This window comes from Maribacter sp., from assembly GCF_039974175.1.
In the GTDB taxonomy this organism is placed as follows: Bacteria; Bacteroidota; Bacteroidia; order Flavobacteriales; family Flavobacteriaceae; genus Maribacter_C.
This window is the reverse complement of record NZ_JBDWJN010000010.1, coordinates 1,334,676-1,354,279: the sequence shown is the minus strand read 5'-3', so window position 1 is coordinate 1,354,279 and position 19,604 is coordinate 1,334,676. Positions and strand designations below refer to the sequence as shown.

20 protein-coding genes are annotated in these 19,604 nt (G+C 40.0%); 8 read left to right on the top strand and 12 right to left on the bottom strand.

Annotated features, from left to right (window positions below; translation table 11 throughout):
* The first annotated feature begins 49 nt into the window (after window positions 1–49).
* From ABJN95_RS15185 to galK, 4 genes are read left to right on the top strand one after another with little or no spacing between them, the layout of a single operon-like run.
* Window positions 50–1,387: a Gfo/Idh/MocA family oxidoreductase gene (locus ABJN95_RS15185; RefSeq protein ID WP_348371454.1), complete on the top strand. Its 1,338-nt coding sequence runs from the start codon at window positions 50–52 to the stop codon at window positions 1,385–1,387.
* Window positions 1,388–1,406: 19 nt separating this feature from the next.
* Window positions 1,407–2,984, top strand: a complete 1,578-nt coding sequence (locus ABJN95_RS15180) for an arylsulfatase (RefSeq protein WP_348371452.1) — start codon at window positions 1,407–1,409, stop codon at window positions 2,982–2,984.
* A gap of 34 nt (window positions 2,985–3,018) precedes the next feature.
* Window positions 3,019–4,170 carry a formylglycine-generating enzyme family protein gene (locus tag ABJN95_RS15175; protein WP_348371450.1) on the top strand — a complete coding sequence of 384 codons (1,152 nt, stop codon included), beginning with the start codon at window positions 3,019–3,021 and terminating at the stop codon, window positions 4,168–4,170.
* Window positions 4,171–4,177: 7 nt separating this feature from the next.
* Window positions 4,178–5,302 (top strand): galactokinase, encoded by a 1,125-nt coding sequence (gene galK, locus ABJN95_RS15170; RefSeq protein ID WP_348371448.1) that lies wholly within the window; start codon window positions 4,178–4,180, stop codon window positions 5,300–5,302.
* A gap of 3 nt (window positions 5,303–5,305) precedes the next feature.
* On the opposite strand, the gene ABJN95_RS15165 is transcribed toward galK, so the two are convergent.
* A complete protein-coding gene (locus tag ABJN95_RS15165) occupies window positions 5,306–6,016 on the bottom strand; it encodes a LytTR family DNA-binding domain-containing protein (protein WP_348371447.1) in 711 nt (236 codons plus the stop codon).
* Between the two features lie 384 nt (window positions 6,017–6,400).
* On the opposite strand from ABJN95_RS15165, the gene trxB reads away from it, so the two are divergent.
* Window positions 6,401–7,369, top strand: a complete 969-nt coding sequence (gene trxB / locus ABJN95_RS15160; RefSeq protein ID WP_348371445.1) for a thioredoxin-disulfide reductase — start codon at window positions 6,401–6,403, stop codon at window positions 7,367–7,369.
* A gap of 67 nt (window positions 7,370–7,436) precedes the next feature.
* Here trxB and ABJN95_RS15155 read toward each other — a convergent pair whose 3' ends face one another.
* From ABJN95_RS15155 to ABJN95_RS15120, 8 genes are all read right to left on the bottom strand, one after another.
* On the bottom strand, window positions 7,437–7,886 hold the full coding sequence (locus tag ABJN95_RS15155; RefSeq protein WP_348371443.1) for a hypothetical protein: 450 nt from the start codon (window positions 7,884–7,886) through the stop codon (window positions 7,437–7,439).
* Between the two features lie 127 nt (window positions 7,887–8,013).
* Window positions 8,014–9,054 (bottom strand): aminotransferase class I/II-fold pyridoxal phosphate-dependent enzyme, encoded by a 1,041-nt coding sequence (locus tag ABJN95_RS15150; protein ID WP_348371442.1) that lies wholly within the window; start codon window positions 9,052–9,054, stop codon window positions 8,014–8,016.
* The gene (locus ABJN95_RS15145) at window positions 9,051–10,064 is read right to left on the bottom strand and encodes a dipeptide epimerase (protein ID WP_348371440.1); all 1,014 of its coding nucleotides are present in this window, start codon (window positions 10,062–10,064) and stop codon (window positions 9,051–9,053) included. The genes ABJN95_RS15150 and ABJN95_RS15145 overlap by 4 nt, the downstream gene beginning before the upstream one ends.
* Window positions 10,065–10,292: 228 nt before the next feature.
* Complete coding sequence (locus tag ABJN95_RS15140; protein WP_348371438.1) at window positions 10,293–11,024, bottom strand: head GIN domain-containing protein; 732 nt, start codon at window positions 11,022–11,024, stop codon at window positions 10,293–10,295.
* Between the two features lie 172 nt (window positions 11,025–11,196).
* Window positions 11,197–13,014 (bottom strand): PspC domain-containing protein, encoded by a 1,818-nt coding sequence (locus ABJN95_RS15135; RefSeq protein ID WP_348371437.1) that lies wholly within the window; start codon window positions 13,012–13,014, stop codon window positions 11,197–11,199.
* Window positions 13,015–13,073: 59 nt separating this feature from the next.
* On the bottom strand, window positions 13,074–13,403 hold the full coding sequence (locus ABJN95_RS15130; protein ID WP_348371435.1) for a PadR family transcriptional regulator: 330 nt from the start codon (window positions 13,401–13,403) through the stop codon (window positions 13,074–13,076).
* A 196-nt stretch (window positions 13,404–13,599) separates the two neighbouring features.
* Window positions 13,600–14,073: a DUF4870 domain-containing protein gene (locus ABJN95_RS15125; RefSeq protein WP_348371433.1), complete on the bottom strand. Its 474-nt coding sequence runs from the start codon at window positions 14,071–14,073 to the stop codon at window positions 13,600–13,602.
* 3 nt (window positions 14,074–14,076) lie between these two features.
* Window positions 14,077–14,223, bottom strand: a complete 147-nt coding sequence (locus ABJN95_RS15120) for a hypothetical protein (RefSeq protein WP_348371431.1) — start codon at window positions 14,221–14,223, stop codon at window positions 14,077–14,079.
* Between the two features lie 146 nt (window positions 14,224–14,369).
* Here ABJN95_RS15120 and ABJN95_RS15115 point away from each other — a divergent pair, with 146 nt between their 5' ends.
* The 3 genes from ABJN95_RS15115 to ABJN95_RS15105 all read left to right on the top strand — a co-directional run bounded on the left by ABJN95_RS15115 (window position 14,370) and on the right by ABJN95_RS15105 (window position 16,569).
* Entirely contained in the window at window positions 14,370–14,825 is a 456-nt protein-coding gene (locus ABJN95_RS15115; protein ID WP_348371430.1) for a DUF4442 domain-containing protein, read from the top strand.
* A gap of 166 nt (window positions 14,826–14,991) precedes the next feature.
* On the top strand, window positions 14,992–15,789 hold the full coding sequence (locus ABJN95_RS15110; protein ID WP_348371428.1) for a TIGR00266 family protein: 798 nt from the start codon (window positions 14,992–14,994) through the stop codon (window positions 15,787–15,789).
* 126 nt (window positions 15,790–15,915) lie between these two features.
* On the top strand, window positions 15,916–16,569 hold the full coding sequence (locus tag ABJN95_RS15105) for a DUF2461 domain-containing protein (RefSeq protein ID WP_348371426.1): 654 nt from the start codon (window positions 15,916–15,918) through the stop codon (window positions 16,567–16,569).
* Window positions 16,570–16,597: 28 nt separating this feature from the next.
* On the opposite strand, the gene ABJN95_RS15100 is transcribed toward ABJN95_RS15105, so the two are convergent.
* From ABJN95_RS15100 to ABJN95_RS15090, 3 genes are read right to left on the bottom strand one after another with little or no spacing between them, the layout of a single operon-like run.
* Window positions 16,598–17,680, bottom strand: coding sequence for a serine hydrolase domain-containing protein (locus ABJN95_RS15100; protein WP_348371425.1), 1,083 nt, complete (start codon window positions 17,678–17,680; stop codon window positions 16,598–16,600).
* A 59-nt stretch (window positions 17,681–17,739) separates the two neighbouring features.
* Window positions 17,740–18,534, bottom strand: a complete 795-nt coding sequence (locus ABJN95_RS15095; protein WP_348371423.1) for a LytTR family DNA-binding domain-containing protein — start codon at window positions 18,532–18,534, stop codon at window positions 17,740–17,742.
* Window positions 18,535–18,562: 28 nt separating this feature from the next.
* On the bottom strand, window positions 18,563–19,603 hold the full coding sequence (locus ABJN95_RS15090; protein WP_348371421.1) for a bestrophin family ion channel: 1,041 nt from the start codon (window positions 19,601–19,603) through the stop codon (window positions 18,563–18,565).
* Window position 19,604: the final 1 nt, after the last annotated feature.

Sequence of the window (19,604 nt, the reverse complement as noted above, 5' to 3'; positions counted from 1 at the left end):
TACAACTTCATAATCGGATTGATAACCAACAATATATAAACGCACTACAATGAAAAATGATAAAAAAATGGAGGAGTCAAAGAAATCGAGAAGAGACTTCGTAAAAAAATCGGCTCTTTTAACCGGGGGGACTATGCTGCTGCCTAATATGCAGATGAGCAGTATGGTGAACGTTTTCAACGATAAAAAATTGAAAGTTGCTTTAGTAGGATGCGGAGGCCGCGGAACGGGAGCAGCGGTACAAGCTTTAAATGCAGATGATAATATTGAGTTAGTGGCTATGGCAGATGCATTTGAAGATAGACTGCAAGGAAGTTTGGCCAACATTTCTAAAGAAATGGGTGAAACTAAAAAGGTTAAGGTGTCAGAAAAAAATCGATTCGTTGGTTTTGACGGGGCCCAAAAAGCAATGGATTTGGCTGATGTAGTGATTCTGGCAACACCGCCGGGTTTTAGACCGCAGCATTTTGAGTATGCTATAAACAATGGCAAACACGTCTTTATGGAGAAACCAGTGGCAACAGATGTTCCCGGGGTTCGAAAAGTTTTGGCAGCTGCTAAAAAGGCCAAAGAGAATAAATTAAATGTGGTTGTTGGTCTCCAACGTCACTATCAAGATAATTACCTGGCGGCTTTAGATCAATTGAAACAAGATAAACTGGGGAAAATCGTATCGGGTCAGGTGTATTGGAATAGTGCTGGAGTATGGGTGCGTGAACGTCAACCAGCACAGACCGAATTGGAATACCAGATGCGAAATTGGTACTATTTCAATTGGCTGTGTGGCGATCACATTTTGGAACAACATATACACAATATCGATGTAGCCAACTGGTTTATAGGAGAATATCCGATTTCTGCCCAAGGCATGGGTGGGCGACAAGTACGAACCGGAAAGGATCACGGAGAAATTTTCGATCATCACTTTGTAGAATTTACGTATCCGAGTGGGGCCGTAATAGCTAGCCAATGCAGGCATCAACCCGATACCATGCGAAGGGTGTCCGAGTTTTTTCAAGGTACTAAAGGAACGCTTTCTACTGCCGGCGATAATGCTACTTTAAAGGGTTGGGACGGAAATACAATTTTTGAACACAGGGGAAAAGATGATCCAAATCCGTATCAAGTAGAGCATGTTAAACTTTTTGAGTCTATTCGTAGTGGTGGGGTTATTGCTGATGCGGAGAACGGAGCCAAAAGTACGATGACGGCTATTTTGGGACGAATGGCTACCTATTCTGGAAAGGTGGTTAATTGGGAAGAGGCCATGCAATCGAATTTGGCTTTGGTTCCCGATAATTTAAGCTGGGATTCTCCAGCACCTGTACAGCCAAATGCTGACGGTTGGTACCCTATTCCTATGCCGGGCAAGAGTGTTGTATTGTAGTTAATAAATAGCTGAAAGTATGTTTTTAAAAAAAATAGTATTGTCCCTGCTAGTAGCAGGGACATTCTTTTTGTCTTGTAAAGAAGCAGTAAAAGAGACCGTTGAAATAAGCGAACCTGTTAAGCCAAATATCATTTACATTTTGGCCGATGATTTGGGTTATGCCGAAGTGGGCGCTTATGGGCAAAAAAAGATAGAAACACCAAATATTGATGCCTTGGCAAAAGAAGGAATGCTTTTTACCCAGCACTATAGCAGTGCTCCGGTCTGTGCACCTGCACGCAATATGTTCCTCACAGGAAAACATGCCGGCCATGCCTATATAAGAAGCAATAGCGAATGGCGAGAACGAGGTGATGTATGGAATTATACTGCCATGGCCAAAGATTCTACCTTAGAAGGACAAGGGCCAATGCCAGAAAGTACTATTACCATAGCCGACCGCTTAAAAGAAGTAGGCTATACAACGGGCATAGTTGGTAAATGGGGACTAGGCGCTCCACATACCAAGTCGGTGCCAAACGATATGGGTTTTGATTTTTTTTACGGCTATAATTGCCAACGACAAGCACATACCTACTACCCATTGCATTTATATAAAAATAGGCAGCGTGTGCATTTGGCAAACGATACCGTCGCTCCCAATACCAAACTCCCCAAAGGAGCAGACCCCAATGACCCCGATAGTTATGCAGCCTATAACCTACAGGACTATTCCCCAGATTTAATGTTCAACGAATTGACCAGTTTTGTCAATGCAAATAAACAGAAACCTTTCTTCCTATATTGGGCAACGCCAATTCCGCATGTCGCGTTACAAGCTCCAAAAAAATGGGTTAATTATTACAAGCAAAAATTTGGAACGGAAACCCCTTACTTGGGTGAAAAGAGTTACTTCCCTCATCAGAATCCACGAGCGGCATATGCTGCAATGGTTTCGTATTTGGATGAGAATATCGGAAAATTGATAAAGCAGCTCAAAGACGAAGGTATCTATGATAATACTTTAATTGTTTTTACCTCTGACAACGGACCAAGTTATGCCGGTGGTGCAGATCCTGTCTTTTTCGACAGTGCTAAACCTTTCGCAGGAACCTACGGTAGGGGCAAGGGTTATCTCTATGAGGGTGGTATTCGTGTACCAATGATTGCTTCTTGGCCTGATAAAATAAAAGCCGGGAGTACTAGTGATCATATTTCTGCTCATTATGATATGTTAGCCACGTTTGCCGATGTTGCAGGCTACGAGAATGCTGAAGATACCGATGGTATCAGTTTGCTTCCTACCTTATTGGCACAAGATGATCAAGAGGCACATGACTTTATGTATTGGGAATTTCCGAGCTATGGAGGCCAAGTTGCTATTCGTATGGGTGATTGGAAGGTGGTGCGTCAAAACTTAAAAAACGAAAAAATGCCTACATTGGAATTATACAATTTAAAGGAAGACCCTACGGAAACTACGAACCTTGCGGATGCGCATCCAGAAATATTGCAAAGGGCTGCAGCAATATTCAAGTCAGAACGCAATATTCCGCAATTGGATAATTTTAAAATTCCCATATTACAGAAGGGTTTGCTTGCCGAAAAAAGGTAATTTAGTCGCTTCCAAAAGTTCAATTAGATCTACCATGCCTGATTTTTTTAAGTTACTGGGATACCTCTTACTTGCGGGTACACTGTTGCAGTGTAAGCAAGACAAAAAGCCGATTGACAAAGATACCAATACGGTAAAAAAGCATAAGGTCATAGCTCGTGTTCTCGAAGATACTACCGAAATACTTAAGGAAAAACCCGAAGGTGTTGTAATTCCCGAAGGAATGGTTTGGGTTCCTGGCGGGTCGATAGTTCAAGGTGCAATGCCTCAAGATGAGATGGCAATGGGCCATGAAAAACCAGCTCATAAAGTTGCTGTCGACGGTTTCTTTATGGATGCTACAGAGGTTACGAATGCTCAATTTAAAAAGTTTGTTGAGGCGACCGGATATAAAACCATAGCGGAAAAGGCTATTGATTGGGAGGAAATGAAAAAGCAGCTTCCGGCAGGAACGCCGAAACCTCATGATAGTATTATGCAACCCGGATCTTTGACGTTTAAAAAAACGAAAGATCCTGTAGCCAACCTTTATGATTTTTCACAATGGTGGAATTGGACTATTGGCGCAAATTGGAAATATCCGAACGGCCCAGGAAGCACAATAGAGGGTAAAGACAATGAGCCTGTTGTCCATATCGCGTATGAAGATGCTGAAGCCTATTGCCAATGGATGGGTCGAAGACTGCCTACCGAGGCGGAATGGGAACGGGCAGCCAAAGGAAAAAATGAAAATGCTACTTATTTCTGGGGAGATGATGAAACCCAGCTCGCCCAAATGGCCAATACTTGGGAGGGACAGTTTCCAGTTAACAATACAAAAATGGATGGCTTTGAAGCTCGGGCCCCAGTAAAATCATTTTCACCGAACGATTTCGGACTGTATGATATGGCTGGCAATGTGTGGGAATGGACAAGCGATTGGTACCATACGGGTTATTACCAAGAGGTTTCGGCTTCTGAGCGCATTTTGAGGAATCCGACAGGAGCAAAGGGCCCCTTCAATGAAACCGACCCTTATGCCAGAGAAAAGGTAATGAAAGGAGGTTCATTTTTATGCAATGCTTCCTATTGTGCCAGTTATAGGGTTTCAGCACGCATGGCGACTAGTTTAGACTCTTCTCTCGAACACCTAGGCTTTCGGACTGTCGCGACAGTAGCCATGATTGAAACACCAGAAGAAAAATAAAACAGTAATGCAGTTTTTAGAAAATTTCACCCCCGAACTTACGATAAGCTCCCCCGGAAGAATAAACTTTATTGGTGAACATACCGATTACAATATGGGTTATGTGCTTCCTACGGCTATTGGTAACAAGATTACCTTCAAGTTTCAAAAGAATGCGCACGAATCGCATTGCAATATCTACTCATTAGGATATGATGGATTTTCCATAGACTTGAATACTATTGCAGTCAGCGATACCGAGTGGCAAAATTATGTGCTTGGCGTGCTAAACGAAATTGCGAAACTTTCAGACAAGTTAAAAGGCTTTGATTGTACCATAGAAAGTAATCTTCCCTTGGGTTCGGGCTTGAGCTCTTCAGCTGCAATGGAATGTGGTCTTGCTTATGGACTAAATGAATTGTTCGATTTAGGATTGTCTAAACTAACCATCGTAGCGCTTTCTCAGCGAGCGGAACACTCGTATGTGGGCACCCAGTGTGGTATTATGGATCAATTTGCCTCAGTAATGAGCAAAGAGGGAAATGTAATTTTATTAGATTGCCAATCACTTGAATATCAATACATTCCTATTGATATTCATCCCTATAAAATCATCATGCTAAATACCAAAGTTGCTCATAGTTTGGCTACTAGTGAATACAACACGCGGAAACAAGAATGTGAGGAAGGTGTAGAAATTCTGAAAAAGAAAAATCCGGTAGTTGGTTCATTAAGGGATGTTGACAAGGAAATGTTAGATGCCTCAAAAAACGAAATGCCACCTAAAATATACAAGCGATGCTCCTTTATCATTGATGAAAATCAACGGGTTCTTGATATGGTAAAAGCATTTAAGCAAAAGGAACTCGAAACGGTTGGAAGTCTTTTGTACAAAGCCCACCATGGAATAAGCCAACTTTATGAAGTGAGTTGTGCTGAATCTGATTTTTTGGTTGATTTTGCCAAAACACAAGCTGCAGTTTTAGGCGCTCGCCAAACGGGAGGTGGCTTTGGTGGTTGTACCCTAAATATTGTGCACGAAGAACATGCTGAGGAGTTTATACAGAAGGCTTCAGATGCTTACAGAAAAGCTTTTGATATCGATCTGGAAGCTTTTGAAGTTCAACCGAGTGGTGGAACTTCGAAGCAGTAGTTTTTAATCGTTCTCTACGTTGAGCAAGGCCTCTTCAAGTTGTAGTTTTTTGTAGCGACTTAAAGGAATTTGTTTGCCCCCCACTTCAACTTGAGCACTGCTGAATTTCTCGATTTTCTCAAGGTTTACAATATAGCTTTTATGAATTCGCAGAAATTTATCCTGAGGTAATTTCTTGATAAAGGCTTTCATGGTAGACAACACAAGTATGTTGGCATCAACTGTTACCAATTTGATGTAGTCTCCCAGGCCTTCAATCCATTTAATATCGCTAATAACTACCTTCACCTTTTTAAGGCTGCTGTTTACATATATATGCGCCTCCTCTGCTCTGTTAAGGGCAGCCTTATCGGTCTTGAACAGTGCCTTTTTTACAGAAGCATCAAAACGTAACTTTGTTATAGGTTTTAATAAATAGTCGGTAACATCATATTCAAATGCCTTCATGGCATAATCGGGCTTGGCGGTAATTAGGATGATTTGTGGAATGTTCGATAAAGACTCGATAAACTCGAAGCCATCAAGTATAGGCATTTCAACATCGAGGAAAATCAGGTCAATTTGATTCTGCTCAACATTCTTGTAGGCCTCTATGCCGTTATTGTATTCAGCAACTAAATCAAGATCGGGGTGGTCGTTTATTAGCTTACTAACTGCCATTCGCTGAAGTGATGAATCATCAACAACGATAGTTCTTAGTTTATTTGTTTCCATTTTCAAAGTCTTTGCAAAGAACACCTTTAAGGTTACTTAGGTATTTTCTCTCAACTTTCAGGCCAAAGATAAATGAAATCCTCATCTTAAAAGTGTTAAAACACTCGTTATTATTAGATTTCTGCCGAATTACAAGGGTAAAAATTAGTGTTATTTAGATCCTAAATTTTATCTCCGCCTGTTTTTTTATGGTGACCCCAGTGATACCCAGATGCCATAAAATTTGTAAAAAAAAGATTGAAATAATCGCGTTTTCGAGCGAACCGAAACTGTTTTTTGGCGTTTTGAAAGGTATTTTAAGTGAAAAACTGTTGATAACTTAACTGTAAGGTTTTTACCAAAAAAGCTACTTTTGTTCTATAAATAGTATAGAAGAATAGGAATATGTCAGAGCAAATTGAAAGAGTAAAAACACTAATTATAGGTTCGGGTCCAGCGGGATATACGGCTGCAATTTACGCAGCACGGGCAGACTTAAAACCCTTGTTGTATACCGGTATGGAACCTGGGGGACAATTAACCACCACGACCGAAGTAGATAATTTTCCAGGATATCCTGAAGGCATTGATGGTCCAACGATGATGGTACAATTGCAGCAACAGGCAGAACGCTTCGGTACTGAAGTACGTATAGGCATGGTAACTGCCGTGGAATTGAGTAAGGAAGTGGGTGGTATTCATAGGGCTACTATCGATGATTCCGATAAGGTTATTGAAGCGGAAACTATTATCATTTCGACAGGTGCAACAGCGAAATACCTGAATATACCAAGCGAACAACGCTTGCGCGGGGGTGGTGTATCGGCTTGTGCGGTTTGCGACGGCTTTTTCTACAAAGGTCAAGATGTTGCTATCGTAGGAGCAGGAGATACAGCTGCTGAAGAAGCATCTTATTTGGCTAACATTTGTAATAAAGTCACCATGTTGGTGCGAAAGGACTATATGCGGGCATCAAAAGCAATGCAGCATCGTGTAAATAGCCTAGAAAATATAGAAATTCGTTACAATACGGAGGTAGATGAGGTATTGGGAGATCAGGTGGTTGAAGGCTTGCGAATGGTGAACAATCAAACTGGTGAAAAGGAAGATATCGCTATTACTGGCTTGTTCATTGCCATTGGTCATAAACCAAACACAGATATTTTTAAGGGGCAGTTAGATATGGATGAAACTGGTTATTTGATCACGGAGGGAAAAAGTACAAAGACCAACCTTCCAGGAGTCTTTGCGAGTGGTGATGCCCAAGACAAGGAATACCGACAGGCTGTGACAGCGGCGGGAACCGGTTGTATGGCGGCCTTAGATGCCGAGCGCTATTTGGCTACGGTAGAGACTGCCGAAGAAGTAGCGTAATACAAAATAAAATACATAAAAAGCCGCTATGTCAATAGCGGCTTTTTTTAGTTTGGAACGAATATAATTAATCGATGCGCTTATAGTTTTCCGAAAAAGTCGGACTCCCATTCTCATCTAAGGATATTTGGCTATAGCTATCCTTATACAGATGCAGTTCAAATTTGAAAACCCGAACCGTATCTTGAATTGACATCATAGTAGCTGAACCATATTCAAGTCTTTCTTCTAATTCATCGGCGGTATTGCTATAGGATCCGTAGCCAAACCATTCATTGGGGTCATCTGGTGAATGACGTGTCCACATCACCTTCCCCTTACTATAAATTTTAATTTGTCGATATCCATTAGTATTCAAAAGCGTATCTGTTACATTACCTTGATCGTAATTGAAACGATTAACGAGTTCCCATGTTCCTTCTAAGGAATTTGTATTTGTCTGCAGCTTTGAGGATGTGAATTCGGTGGAGGAGACAAGAATTAACATCAAAAAAACTAATCCGAGTAGTTTTTTCATTTTCGAAGATTTTTAGTGTTATCATTGCATACTAAAAAGTTACGAAAATTTTAAGAAATTAACAATTTTAACATCCTAAATATGAGAATAATAAAATTTTATTAGACATATATCTACAAAATGATATTCAGTGTAAATTTAGAAGTTCGGCCAAATACAGAATATCTTCTTTTTCATGCGCAGCAGAAATCACAATTCTGTTCATTAAGGGTGAAGCAGTATTGGGGTAGTTAAAGTTGGTAATCAGGACGTTGTTTTTTTCTAGGAATGAAGCGATTTGGGAATCTGAAAAATAGAATGCCGGGTAGGTATCCAAATAATGCAATCGCTTTGGATTTTTCAAAGAATCTAGAAACAATCGAACGTTACTTTGCAAAAGTATTCGCTTTTCGTCGAATATAGTTTCTCCTTGTACAAGGGTGGCCAGCGCAGCGGGTGAAGCCGGACTCGCTCCACCAAAAAAATCGGTATTTGTAAATTGTTGGATCCTTTTTTTGGTTCCTAGAATAGCTCCAGCTTGTATACCAAATCCCTTTCCTAAAGAACAACAAACAATTAATTCTCTTGCATTGAGTTGCTTGGCACGCGTGTAGCTGCCAGCACCCTTATTACCAACGACACCTATGCCGTGCGAATCGTCGACCACAAGAATTACATCTTCCAACGGAAGCCTTCGAATAGCCGTAAAATCTGGATAACCGCTTCCTAAGACATCAATGGAATCTATAAAAACAACGGGAATGCTTTTGTTTCTTTTTAAATGTGCGCGAACCGCCTGTTCTAAATCGTTATAATTTGCATAGGGTTGTTTTGGCGCGATTTGCAAAGCAGCATGTGATTCTGGCGCATAAAACAACTCGTGGTCGTTTGTATTCAGGGTTTGTGCCACTAATTGTCCGGCCAAATAACCCGACGACAATGTGGTACAGCTTTGGCTAGTTGTAAGTATACTTAAATAGGCTTCAACTTCATCAAAAATTGAAATTTGCACATTTGCTTTTCGAGAAGCCCCGTAGTTCGTGCCGTACCTTTTTAGATTCTTAACGAACAGCTCTTTAAAAGCTTCATCAGTTTGCAACCCCAAATAGGATGTGCCTCCAAAGTAAAGATAAGATTTCCCATTCACTGAAACAGATCTGCCGGGGTATGCGTCGACTGAATAGATCATGTATTCAAACTTATACCGCCTCCACCAATAGAGGGAAAGACAACAGTGCCGTCTGCTGCAATGATCACCCCTTTGGCAATATCCTCCTTGAGAAGCATTGCTCCATCCATATCAACATAATCTAACTGTGGCAGTAATTGTGCAATGGCAGAAATACCAACCGTAGATTCAGTCATACAACCAATCATGACTTTGAGACCCATATCCTTAGCTTTTCTAATCATCCGGAGCGCGGGGGTAAGGCCCCCACATTTCGTAAGTTTAATATTAATTCCTGAAAAATGGAGACCGCAGCGATCCACATCCTCTTCAACAATGCAACTTTCATCGGCGATTACTGGAAGTACACTTTGGTGCATCACCTGTTCCATGCCTCCCCAGTCATCGGCTTTAAGAGGTTGCTCTAGAAATTCAACACCTAACTCCTTAAGCAATGGGGCATTGAAAATGGTTTCTTTTGCCGACCATGCACAGTTGGCATCAATACGGAAAACAGCTTCAGTATGCTTGCGAAGTTCCTTCACTATAGCTACATCATCTTTTGTACCCAGCTTAATTTTATAAATAGGCCAAGGCGTTTCTTTCATTTTAGACACCATTTTGGTTATGGGTGCCAAGCCAATAGTATAATTTGTAATTGGGTAGTGATCGGTGGTGGTATTCCATAGTTCGTAAAGTGGCTTGCCTAAGAGTTTCCCATACAAGTCATGAGCGGCTAGATCGAGTGCACAAATAGCAAAATTGCTTAGCCCTTTCGATACTAAGAAGGCGTGCACTATTTCTGGAGTAGTAAATTCAAAGGCTTCTATTTCGCTCCTAACGGCTTCTATTTCGGCCATCATACTTGCAACACTAATCTTGTAATAGGTATTGGAAGTTGCTTCACCATATCCCGTTTTGCCGTTTAAGGAAAGTGCGACCACCAAACTATCTTGAAAATCATGAGATTCTCTTGATATCGTAAAGGTATGTTTTAATTGTAGGGTATATTTTTTTAACTGTATTCGCATTTGGTATAAGGTTTCTACTAAGATGCGAAAGAGCTGTCAAGTTTCCAAAGTCTGAAGGGTTTAATAAGCAAACAAACTCCTGATATTAATAAGACTATTATTTAGAGTGTATTACGCTTTAGTGTTTTCTTGAGCGACATGATTGATTTGTTGATTGCTAATTTAAGAAAGCGTAACGAAGAAGCCCACCAAAAATTTGGCGGGCCCCTTACAACCTAAAAATGAATTCTAGTATTTGTGAACACTACCAGAAACTGACTTCTTTTTTTGCACGCTTGGCTCTCCTGAGTAGGAGATGTTGCCACCACTGCTGGCATCGGCAACGAGTGATTTTGCTACTTGTATCTTAACATTACCTCCACTGCTGGCGTCGGCATTGCAAGTTTGGGTTTCCAAGTTTTTTGCATTGATGTTACCGCCACTGCTGACATCTACAATTGCATCATCGGCCACCCCAGAAATATTGAGGTTTGCCCCGCTGCTGGCGTCGACATCGATTTCATTTGTTGCTACTTCCAGTTCTAAGATGGCTCCACTGCTGGCATCTACTTCTAGTTCATTGGCCTTAATGGTGTTCTTCGTAGTCAGATGTGCACCACTTGAACTACGAAGTGTAGTCACTTCAGGTAATGAAACATAAACGTTCTTAGTTGCGTTACCGATATTTTCTTCGGTGTGTATGCGCAGCTTACCATTTCTGATGTCAGTTTCGATAAGATCGATTACGTTTTCATCGGCCTCTACCTCAATGCTGAAATCATCGGCTTGAGTAACATAAACCATTAAACCTTCGGAGGCAGAAACTTTGGTAAATTCTTCGGTAATTGTACGGGTGTCGGTTACTACAACTCCGTTTCCTTTTTTTCCTGTTCCGAAATTTCCTATTTGGATGTCAAATCCGCAGGATGATAGAAACAGTGATACTACTGCGGCGATTGCGATTCTTACTAATGTTGTCATGATTGTTGTTTTTTTTCCCAGAATTTATGCAGGGTTTGATTAATGATTGATCTTACCGTTGTTTTTTATAGGTACGGAAACACGTTCAGTACCAGTGTAAAATTGTTATTTTTCTATGTTTTGATTAAATACTATTAACTGAACTGTAGTTTTTGAATACTGAATTGTCGTGCTATGCATTAGTAATGGTTTTTTTTACAGTGGTATCACCGTCTTTTGCTTTAATTTCTACCTTATTACCATTATTGTCAATATTGATGTCTACATCGTCTTCATTGTCTTTCGCCTTTATGCGAACACCATCCTCATCAATTTTCATTTTGAAAGATTCTCCATCTTCATCATTTATATTTATATCAATACCGTCAGCATTGATGCGAAAACGATTATCTTCATCTGTTTCGTCCAGTTCTTTCTCTGGGCATTCTTGACACTTCAACTCACCGTCAAAACCCATCTTCCATATGGAATTCTCGAGATCAACATCGCCTCTATCTGTTTCTGCCCTCACAACCCAGTTGCGACTACTTGACGGGGTGTATTTCAAAATCATACCTTCGGGTAGATAGAGATTTACCCTTACTTCCTGGTCATTAAACGTGCTCTTATCTGAAGTTGTCAAAAAATCGTTCAATACCAAGTTGTTTCCATTCACTGCATAGCTATAGTCGATTTGTTCTGCTGTGCCACGAGCTTGATCATATGACGGGCCATTCGCCTCTTTACGTACCGTAATCTTAACTGTTGAATCTTGTGATTTCTTTAGGTTGAATCTTACGTCATCTGAAAGTAATGTGGGGTTTCCATCATTGTCATAAACCATAACCATATCGTTCATTCTCATCTGCTTGCGTTGGTCCCAGAGCTCTGTTGTGGCTAACTGAATATTCAAAGTATCTGATTGATTCTCAATGAATAGTTCATTTTCTGTGGTTACACTTCCCGTAAAGGCATGTGAAGCTGCTTCACGAACGCCCATTACAATTAATGAGATCAAGGAGATCAGCCAAAGACCGAGTAGCGAAAACTTGGCGATGTTACCAATAGATTTTAAATTGTTGACCAAGATTTTCAATCCTAGGTATAATAGGAAGAAAAACGGAATACCAACGGCAAAGAACACCAGTAAAGATATCAACCATACAGGAGTACCTGTTAGATTGTTCAGTACACCATCTACACCGGGTAAGTGAAACCAGTCAAGCGTTCCTAGAGTTAACATCCCTACAAACATGCCAATTATGGTTGCTGCGCCAATAATGATTAAAAGTATGCCGATGAACTTTCCAAAAATTTTGAAAAAGAACATGATAATATCCCCAAGGGTATCAAAAAAAGTCTTTCCACCGTTTTTTACTTTATTACCGACTTCGGAATAGTCGACATTTTTTACTTTTTCCGCAACATCATCAAAGCCTTCCTTGACCTTACGTTCTATATTGCTGATGTTGATATCCTCTCCCCGCATATCGAGCTTTTGAGAGGTTGTTGTGGCTTCGGGGATTAAAATCCATAGCAAACCATAAAGCAGTATGAAGCCACCTCCTGAACCTACGGTCAGAACAATCCATAGTAAACGTACCCATAATGGATCTATGCCCACGTAATGTGCAAGTCCGGAAGATACGCCAGCGACATATTTCATCTCCGTATCGCGGTATAGTTTTTTGCTTCTTCTATGCTCTGTAGAACGGGTAGATTTCGGCTCATCATCAAAGATGTCTTCGTCGACCATATAATCTTCAGGCTGCCCCATGATGGTGATGACTTCATCAACTTCTTTTTGGGTGATTACCTGACGTTCGTTTTCCAATTTCTCATGGAAAAGTTCGGCGATGCGCGCTTCGATATCTGCTAATATTTCGTCGCTACCAGGCGTATTGGCAAAGGAACGTTTTATTGATTCCAGATAAAGCCGCATTTTATTGAAGGCTCCTTCATCTATGTGAAAGAGGATGTTGGCTAAATTTATATTGACTGTCTTGTTCATTGTTTAATGTTTTTATTCTGAACTGGGTTCAGAATCTAGTTTTATATCAATTGATATGACTATTTATTTTTAGTTACCAGATTTGTAGCACTTCGTAATTCATCCCAGGTAGAATCTAATTCTTTCAGAAAAAGTTTGCCTGTCTCGGTCAAGGTATAGTATTTTCGAGGTGGTCCCGAAGTTGATTCTTCCCAACGGTAATTGAGTAGCCCCGCATTTTTTAACCTTGTCAATAGCGGATATATGGTTCCCTCTACCACAAGCATCTTCGCGTCTTTGAGGGTGCCTAGAATCTCGGAGGCATATTTGTCATGTCCGTTAAGGATAGACAGTATGCAATACTCCAACACTCCTTTGCGCATTTGTGCTTTTGTGTTTTCTACGTTCATAACTTCTTTTTGCTTTTTATGCCGAGCCTTCCTTTTTGTGTTTGAAATATTTGTCTGCATAGATTAACTGTTCGTTTTTTGAATGATAAATAAACATCCTGATTTGATTTTTGATTGATGATGAAAAACTCTAGCTTTTTTGATTGACGAATAAACTCTTGTTATCATGGGTGTGATGAGTACCCTTTATTAATTATTACTTGATGAATTTTATGCTTAGCGGGTATTCAAAGCTTTGTCCTTCATTAGTTCGTATGGTTGCTAAAATGGTGTAAACGATGTTTATGATGAACAAGATGCCTTGTAATAATCCAGCGATTCCAACAGGTAACAACCAAGATCCAAATCTAAAATCGTCGCTGTCAAAATGAATATTAAAGTTGTTTAAGTGATTGAAACCGAACGGGTCGAAATCAAAAACATCGGGAAAGAAACCTATGAAAAATGGAATGCTGATAATACCCAATACAATAGAGTATAATAAAAGGCTTATTTGAAAATTCAACGCCTGTTTTCCGTTATAATCCACGAATTTATGTTCCTTCTTATTGGCGGTCCATAACACCAGCGGAAGAATAAAGTTCCCAAATGGAATAAAGAACTTTGAAAAGGTAGAGGCGTGTATTATCGCCGATAACGTTTTCTCATGTTTGGTCAATGTATCTGTCATGGCTTAGAAGTTTCTTGTTGAGATTCGATTTTGAAAAAAACTGAAATGTATTTTCGGATTACTACCTTCGAAGCCTCCTTCGACAGATAGGTTTAATCTGCCGAAGGAAGTATCGCTTTGATTGATATGAATGATTGATGAATTTTCCATGATATTTATAGATTACATATTATCTTCTTATGCAAATATATATCTAAAGGATGGTACTATGCAACACATAGTACTTAAATTTAACAAAATATTAACAAATTTGTTTCTGATTATTTTCTGTATTTTTAGGTCCTAAACATTTGACAATGGCAGTATCTATAGGCAAAATCAATACTTTCTTGTTCTTCAAATTACCCTCTGCGTGGTGGAGTGGTGTACGTCTAAAATTTATGGACGACACAAAGGCAATTGCCTCTGTAAAACACAGATGGGCCAATCAAAACCCGTTTAATTCCATGTTTTGGGCGGTACAAGGCATGGCCGCAGAATTGGCTACAGGGGCTATGGTTAGTCATCAAATACGGGAAAGTGGAAAAAAGATTTCGATGCTTGTGCAAAACAATACTGCCAACTTTTCTAAAAAGGCTACAGGTAGGATAACCTTTACCTGTGAAGACGGCCATCTGATAAAAGATGCTTTGGCCAAAACAATTGAGACGGGAGAAGGGCAAACGATTTGGATGAAATCTGTCGGTGTGAATTCCGATGGAGTAGTGGTCTCGACTTTTAAATTTGAGTGGACTGTTCGACTTAAGAGTTAGACCTAATGCGTTAGCAAATTGATGCTCTACAAACTAAAAATTAGTCTAGACTGTAACAAAGTACCGGTTAATGTTAACTAATACATATCAATCAATACGAATAGCATTCTATTTGTGCTAAAACGAATACAGCGCAAACCTAGGAATGACACAAAAACACTTATTTATGAACGCACACGAAATAGATTACGCCATATATGGTGAAGAAATGCAATATGTCGAAATAGAACTCGACCCACAAGAAGCCGTAGTAGCTGAAGCCGGTAGTTTTATGATGATGGATACCGATATCAAAATGGACACCATTTTTGGTGATGGGTCTAATCAAGATAAAGGAGTGCTTGGAAAAATTTTTTCTGCAGGAAAGCGAATGCTAACTGGTGAGAGTTTGTTTATGACCGCTTTTTTGAACATTGGCCAGGCCAAAAAGAAAGTAAGTTTTGCTTCTCCGTATCCCGGAAAAATATTGCCCATCGATTTATCTGAAAAGCAAGGCAAATTTATTTGTCAGAAAGACGCTTTCTTATGCGCTGCTAAAGGCGTTTCTGTAGGTATTGAATTCTCCAAAAGATTGGGACGTGGACTTTTCGGTGGAGAAGGCTTTATCATGCAAAAACTAGAGGGCGATGGTATGGCCTTTGTTCATGCCGGAGGCACTTTGGCCAAAAAGGAATTAGCTGCAGGGCAGGTTCTTAAAGTTGATACGGGTTGTATTGTTGGATTTAGTCAAACCGTGGATTACGATATCGAATTTGTTGGAGGTATAAAAAATACCGTTTTTGGCGGAGAAGGCCTGTTTTTTGCGACCTTACGAGGCCCTGGTACTGTTTATGTGCAGTCGTTACCATTTAGCAGACTAGCGGGTCGCGTTTTGGCGGCAATTCCAAGAGGTGGAAAAGACAAGGGTGAAGGAAGCATTTTAGGAACGCTAGGTGATATTGTTGGAGGAGATAGAGGCTTTTAAAAAAGTCATTACGACTTCGGCATAGTAATCTGTTGTTTTGCAATAAGAAGTTAACTGTGAGTAGCGTTGCCAAAAGCGCTTCGCAAAGACGATTCTTATTTAATATATTGCACGGAAAATTAAGGAATGAATTTTCAAAACCAAATCGACTTCCTCAAGAATCTCCAAAAGAATAACAACAAAGAATGGATGGACGCCAATCGCAAATGGTATAAGGAAGTCCGTGATGATTATATTGGCTGGTTAGATATGATGAATATAAAGCTTGCCGCTATTGATGACGAATACTATGATACACCAGGAAAGAAAGGTATCAATCGCATTAATAATAATCTAATGTTCCACCCGAACAAACCTATTTACAAGGACCATTTTGGCGCTGGATTGGATAAACGACCGAATACAGGCGATTTCTATGTAGAAATTGGTATCGAGCGTTCGATGTTCGCTGGTGGACTCTGGCGCCCTGACCCCAAAAGACTGCGAAGCATTCGCGACGCAATTGACTATGATGGGGAAGAGCTGCAGAAAATCTTGAATAAAAAGTCATTTAGGAAGACCTTTGGTGGTTTGTACGAAGATGCCAAATTGACCAATGCGCCCAAGGGTTTTTCGAACAATCATCCGCATATTGATTTGTTACGGAATAAAACTTTTGCTGTCGCCATGGAGTTTTCTTCACAAGAAGCGCTCAATGGCAATATTGATAAAAAGCTGATTTCGGTTTACAAAGAAATGCTTCCGTTTCGGCGCTATTTGAACCAAGCGGTCACCGTATAATCAAAATTAAAACTCGTTCGGCCAAGACCTACTCGATAGAATCTACTTTCTCCAAAGCCAAATGCAACAGATTACCTGCTGCCTGACCAACCTCCACTCTTGAGGTATTTGTAAGTACAGCGGCGACAACTTTTTTTTCGGGTACAATAAATAAAAATGAAGAACAACCCATCTGAGCCCCCGAATGACCGATAAGGGCACCTTCATTTGGTTTGGGGTTGTATAGAAACCATCCGAATCCGTAAGCGTTTCTCTCCTTTTCGAGACTGTGATGTTGTCGCATCAGGTTAAGCGTTTCTTTAGAAACAAAAACATCGTTTACTACTGCCTTGCCAAACTTTAAAATATCTTCTATGGTGGTGTAAAAGCCCCCTCCTGGGATACGATTGCTTAGGTTGTTTTCTTTACCTTCCTTGGGTTTGCCTTTTCCTCCTTTGCGATGATACAGTTTGGATTCATTTTCCAATTGCACTCCAAATTTGTCCACCCCAGTATCTTTCATTCCCGCTCTACCCCAAATATTTTGCTGCATATATGCTTCAAAAGTCAGTCCGGATACTTTTTCAATGATAACACCCAACACCGTATATCCGTATGTGGTATAGGTATATTTTGTTCCGGGTTCAAATAATAGATCACGCTCCTTGAACAATGCCAAGGCATCGTAAAGGCTTGCATATGTGGTTTGAGTTCTTGTCTCTTTCGCGTCTTTATAGCCGGCAATGCCTGAGGTATGTGAGAGTAAATGACGCGTAGTAATCTGGGTTTTAGGATGTGTAGGATAATCGGGAATATAGGTTTGTATGGGTGTATCTAAATCTAGTGCACCTTTTTCTACTAATTGCATTGCAGCTAAGGCAGTCATTGATTTTGCAATAGACGCCATTCTCAATTTCGTATGGGTTTGCATCTTCTTCCCTTCAGTGGTATTGGAACTTCCCTTAGCTGAATGCCACATAATGGAATCTCCCACTGAGTAACCTATAGCTGCTCCAACAGCTAATTCGTTATGTATTAAATCATCAAGTACAGCCTGCTCTTTTGCGTCATTCGCTTGCGCTTTGCACATTATGGAAGATAGGGAAAGGATAAAGATTACAAATAGTTTCATCTTTTTACGTTTATGATTCAGGTCAAAAATAGAAACATAGACGCGTACGGGGTCTTAATTTAAAGGGTTTGGGGCGAATTACTAGCTTTTAGGGACGAATGATTATGCAAGGCAAGAACCTGTTCCTTGTAGCTTTTAGAAACGGGCACTTCGGTTTGTGTCAAATAGATGGTGTTGGTATTTTTCCATTCCTTGAAATGCTTCGGATTTATAAGATGCGAGCGATGTACTTTAAGCAAACTTGGTACTTGCGGATGAATATTTTTCAAAGTGATTCGCAATAACTTTTTTTTCAATTCATCCTTACTCAAATAAGATACTTCTACGTAATTATCCGCACTTGAAATACAAACTAGATCTTGCAAACTGATATGAAGTACGTCTAACTTATTGACCCCCTCAAGTATAACGCTGTCTTGATTTTGGCGTAGCGACTTTTTGTTTAGCCACCATCTCAAAAAAAGCAGGATAGGAAGAATAATTAAGAAAATCGGATTATACACTTCAAAAGTGAACCTTACAAAATCGTAAGCTCCATTAATAATATCCGTTTTGTAATAGGCAAAACTTCCGAGCAGCACAACAACATTGAAGAACAGTAAAAAGGTAACTTCCAATAATATATTCCAATTTCCCTTCCATTTATAAACCCGGTTCTGTAATGGAATTAATATCATATAGCTAGCAAATGAGATTATGCCGTACGGAGGTAGTATTTGAAGTCGAATAGAAAAAGATAGGTCTGCAGTGTCAAAAGGGGCGATGAGAACCAAAAACGCGAATAGCCAGACACCTATTGTAACGGCCACCAAAAGATGGTGCTTGTAGGAAGTATTTAGTTTCAGCGTCAACATCAATAATGTGAGGGTTTTGGAAGAGCAATTACATTAAGATATCATTTTTCGGCTCAATAGGCTTTGGAAGTTCAGTTTCTCCTAACATTTCGCGTAAATCTATTTCAATGGTCCTGCAAAGCGAAAGCATTGGAATATCGTTACCTAACCCTTCAAAAGGATTTTCAGAATAATCACCAACAAGTTCCATCATCAAATATACCCAACCGACCAAGGCAGTAAACGGAACGGATAGCCAAACGCCAAACTCACCTAATTTTGCGAATTCAGATACCATTCCCAAAGGCAGTAGGAAAATAAAAATTCCTACAAAAACAAAACTCATGCTACCATACTGTCGGGGCAAAGGAAACTTTTTAATGCGCTCACATTGCCCTTGGAATGTATAGAAATCAGCAAGTAACTTTTGTAATTCCATGTGGCGAAAATCATCTATTATATGTTCTTCCCGTAGTTGCTTTAAGTCTTGACTTTGTTGATCTATAATTTGAGTGGCGGTGTTCTTATAGTTGATAAGACGCTCGTATTCCTCCTTGGGCAAAAATTTTGATAATTGCGATTCACTTACCTCGTCACTATGTAAACCTACACCGAATTGTTTCATTCGTTTTTTGGTAGCCATTCTTACCATTCTATTTTGATTGATGTGCTCCCAAGAGGTGGGTATGAGTAGTTGACTTCGTAAGGCATATAGCCAACCAATATGACGATAAATGAGCTTCTTTCGGTAGCTATTTAATTCTGCTTCGCTATGATTCTCTGCAGTAAATTGATTACTCAAAAATGCCTTTGCACTCGCTCCCCAAGAACGACTGCCATTTACAATGGCGCCCCATATTTTACGAGCTTCCCACAAACGGTCGTATGCGCTATTGTTTTTAAAGCCTACGTAGAAAGCTACTGCCGTACCTATTACTGAGAGAGGCAGCCATGGAATAACCATCCACTCCCCAAAAAGGGTGTATTTATAGATGGCGGCGGCGAGTATGGCCCAAATAGAAATCCATACCATATGGCCGCCGCTAAATCGTAATATAGATAGTAGTCCAAAATTCTTCTTTATATACATA

Excerpts from the sequence above, each read along its gene's own strand:
- ABJN95_RS15140 (WP_348371438.1), bottom strand. The coding sequence starts at position 11,024 with ATGACAACATTAGTAAGAATCGCAATCGCCGCAGTAGTATCACTGTTT.
- ABJN95_RS15155 (WP_348371443.1), bottom strand. The coding sequence starts at position 7,886 with ATGAAAAAACTACTCGGATTAGTTTTTTTGATGTTAATTCTTGTCTCC.
- ABJN95_RS15165 (WP_348371447.1), bottom strand. The coding sequence starts at position 6,016 with ATGGAAACAAATAAACTAAGAACTATCGTTGTTGATGATTCATCACTT.
- ABJN95_RS15105 (WP_348371426.1), top strand. The coding sequence starts at position 15,916 with ATGAATTTTCAAAACCAAATCGACTTCCTCAAGAATCTCCAAAAGAAT.
- ABJN95_RS15095 (WP_348371423.1), bottom strand. The coding sequence starts at position 18,534 with ATGTTGACGCTGAAACTAAATACTTCCTACAAGCACCATCTTTTGGTG.
- trxB (WP_348371445.1), top strand. The coding sequence starts at position 6,401 with ATGTCAGAGCAAATTGAAAGAGTAAAAACACTAATTATAGGTTCGGGT.
- ABJN95_RS15090 (WP_348371421.1), bottom strand. The coding sequence starts at position 19,603 with ATGTATATAAAGAAGAATTTTGGACTACTATCTATATTACGATTTAGC.
- ABJN95_RS15180 (WP_348371452.1), top strand. The coding sequence starts at position 1,407 with ATGTTTTTAAAAAAAATAGTATTGTCCCTGCTAGTAGCAGGGACATTC.
- ABJN95_RS15135 (WP_348371437.1), bottom strand. The coding sequence starts at position 13,014 with ATGAACAAGACAGTCAATATAAATTTAGCCAACATCCTCTTTCACATA.
- ABJN95_RS15145 (WP_348371440.1), bottom strand. The coding sequence starts at position 10,064 with ATGCGAATACAGTTAAAAAAATATACCCTACAATTAAAACATACCTTT.
- ABJN95_RS15100 (WP_348371425.1), bottom strand. The coding sequence starts at position 17,680 with ATGAAACTATTTGTAATCTTTATCCTTTCCCTATCTTCCATAATGTGC.
- ABJN95_RS15110 (WP_348371428.1), top strand. The coding sequence starts at position 14,992 with ATGAACGCACACGAAATAGATTACGCCATATATGGTGAAGAAATGCAA.
- ABJN95_RS15130 (WP_348371435.1), bottom strand. The coding sequence starts at position 13,403 with ATGAACGTAGAAAACACAAAAGCACAAATGCGCAAAGGAGTGTTGGAG.
- ABJN95_RS15125 (WP_348371433.1), bottom strand. The coding sequence starts at position 14,073 with ATGACAGATACATTGACCAAACATGAGAAAACGTTATCGGCGATAATA.
- ABJN95_RS15120 (WP_348371431.1), bottom strand. The coding sequence starts at position 14,223 with ATGGAAAATTCATCAATCATTCATATCAATCAAAGCGATACTTCCTTC.
- galK (WP_348371448.1), top strand. The coding sequence starts at position 4,178 with ATGCAGTTTTTAGAAAATTTCACCCCCGAACTTACGATAAGCTCCCCC.
- ABJN95_RS15185 (WP_348371454.1), top strand. The coding sequence starts at position 50 with ATGAAAAATGATAAAAAAATGGAGGAGTCAAAGAAATCGAGAAGAGAC.
- ABJN95_RS15115 (WP_348371430.1), top strand. The coding sequence starts at position 14,370 with ATGGCAGTATCTATAGGCAAAATCAATACTTTCTTGTTCTTCAAATTA.
- ABJN95_RS15150 (WP_348371442.1), bottom strand. The coding sequence starts at position 9,054 with ATGATCTATTCAGTCGACGCATACCCCGGCAGATCTGTTTCAGTGAAT.
- ABJN95_RS15175 (WP_348371450.1), top strand. The coding sequence starts at position 3,019 with ATGCCTGATTTTTTTAAGTTACTGGGATACCTCTTACTTGCGGGTACA.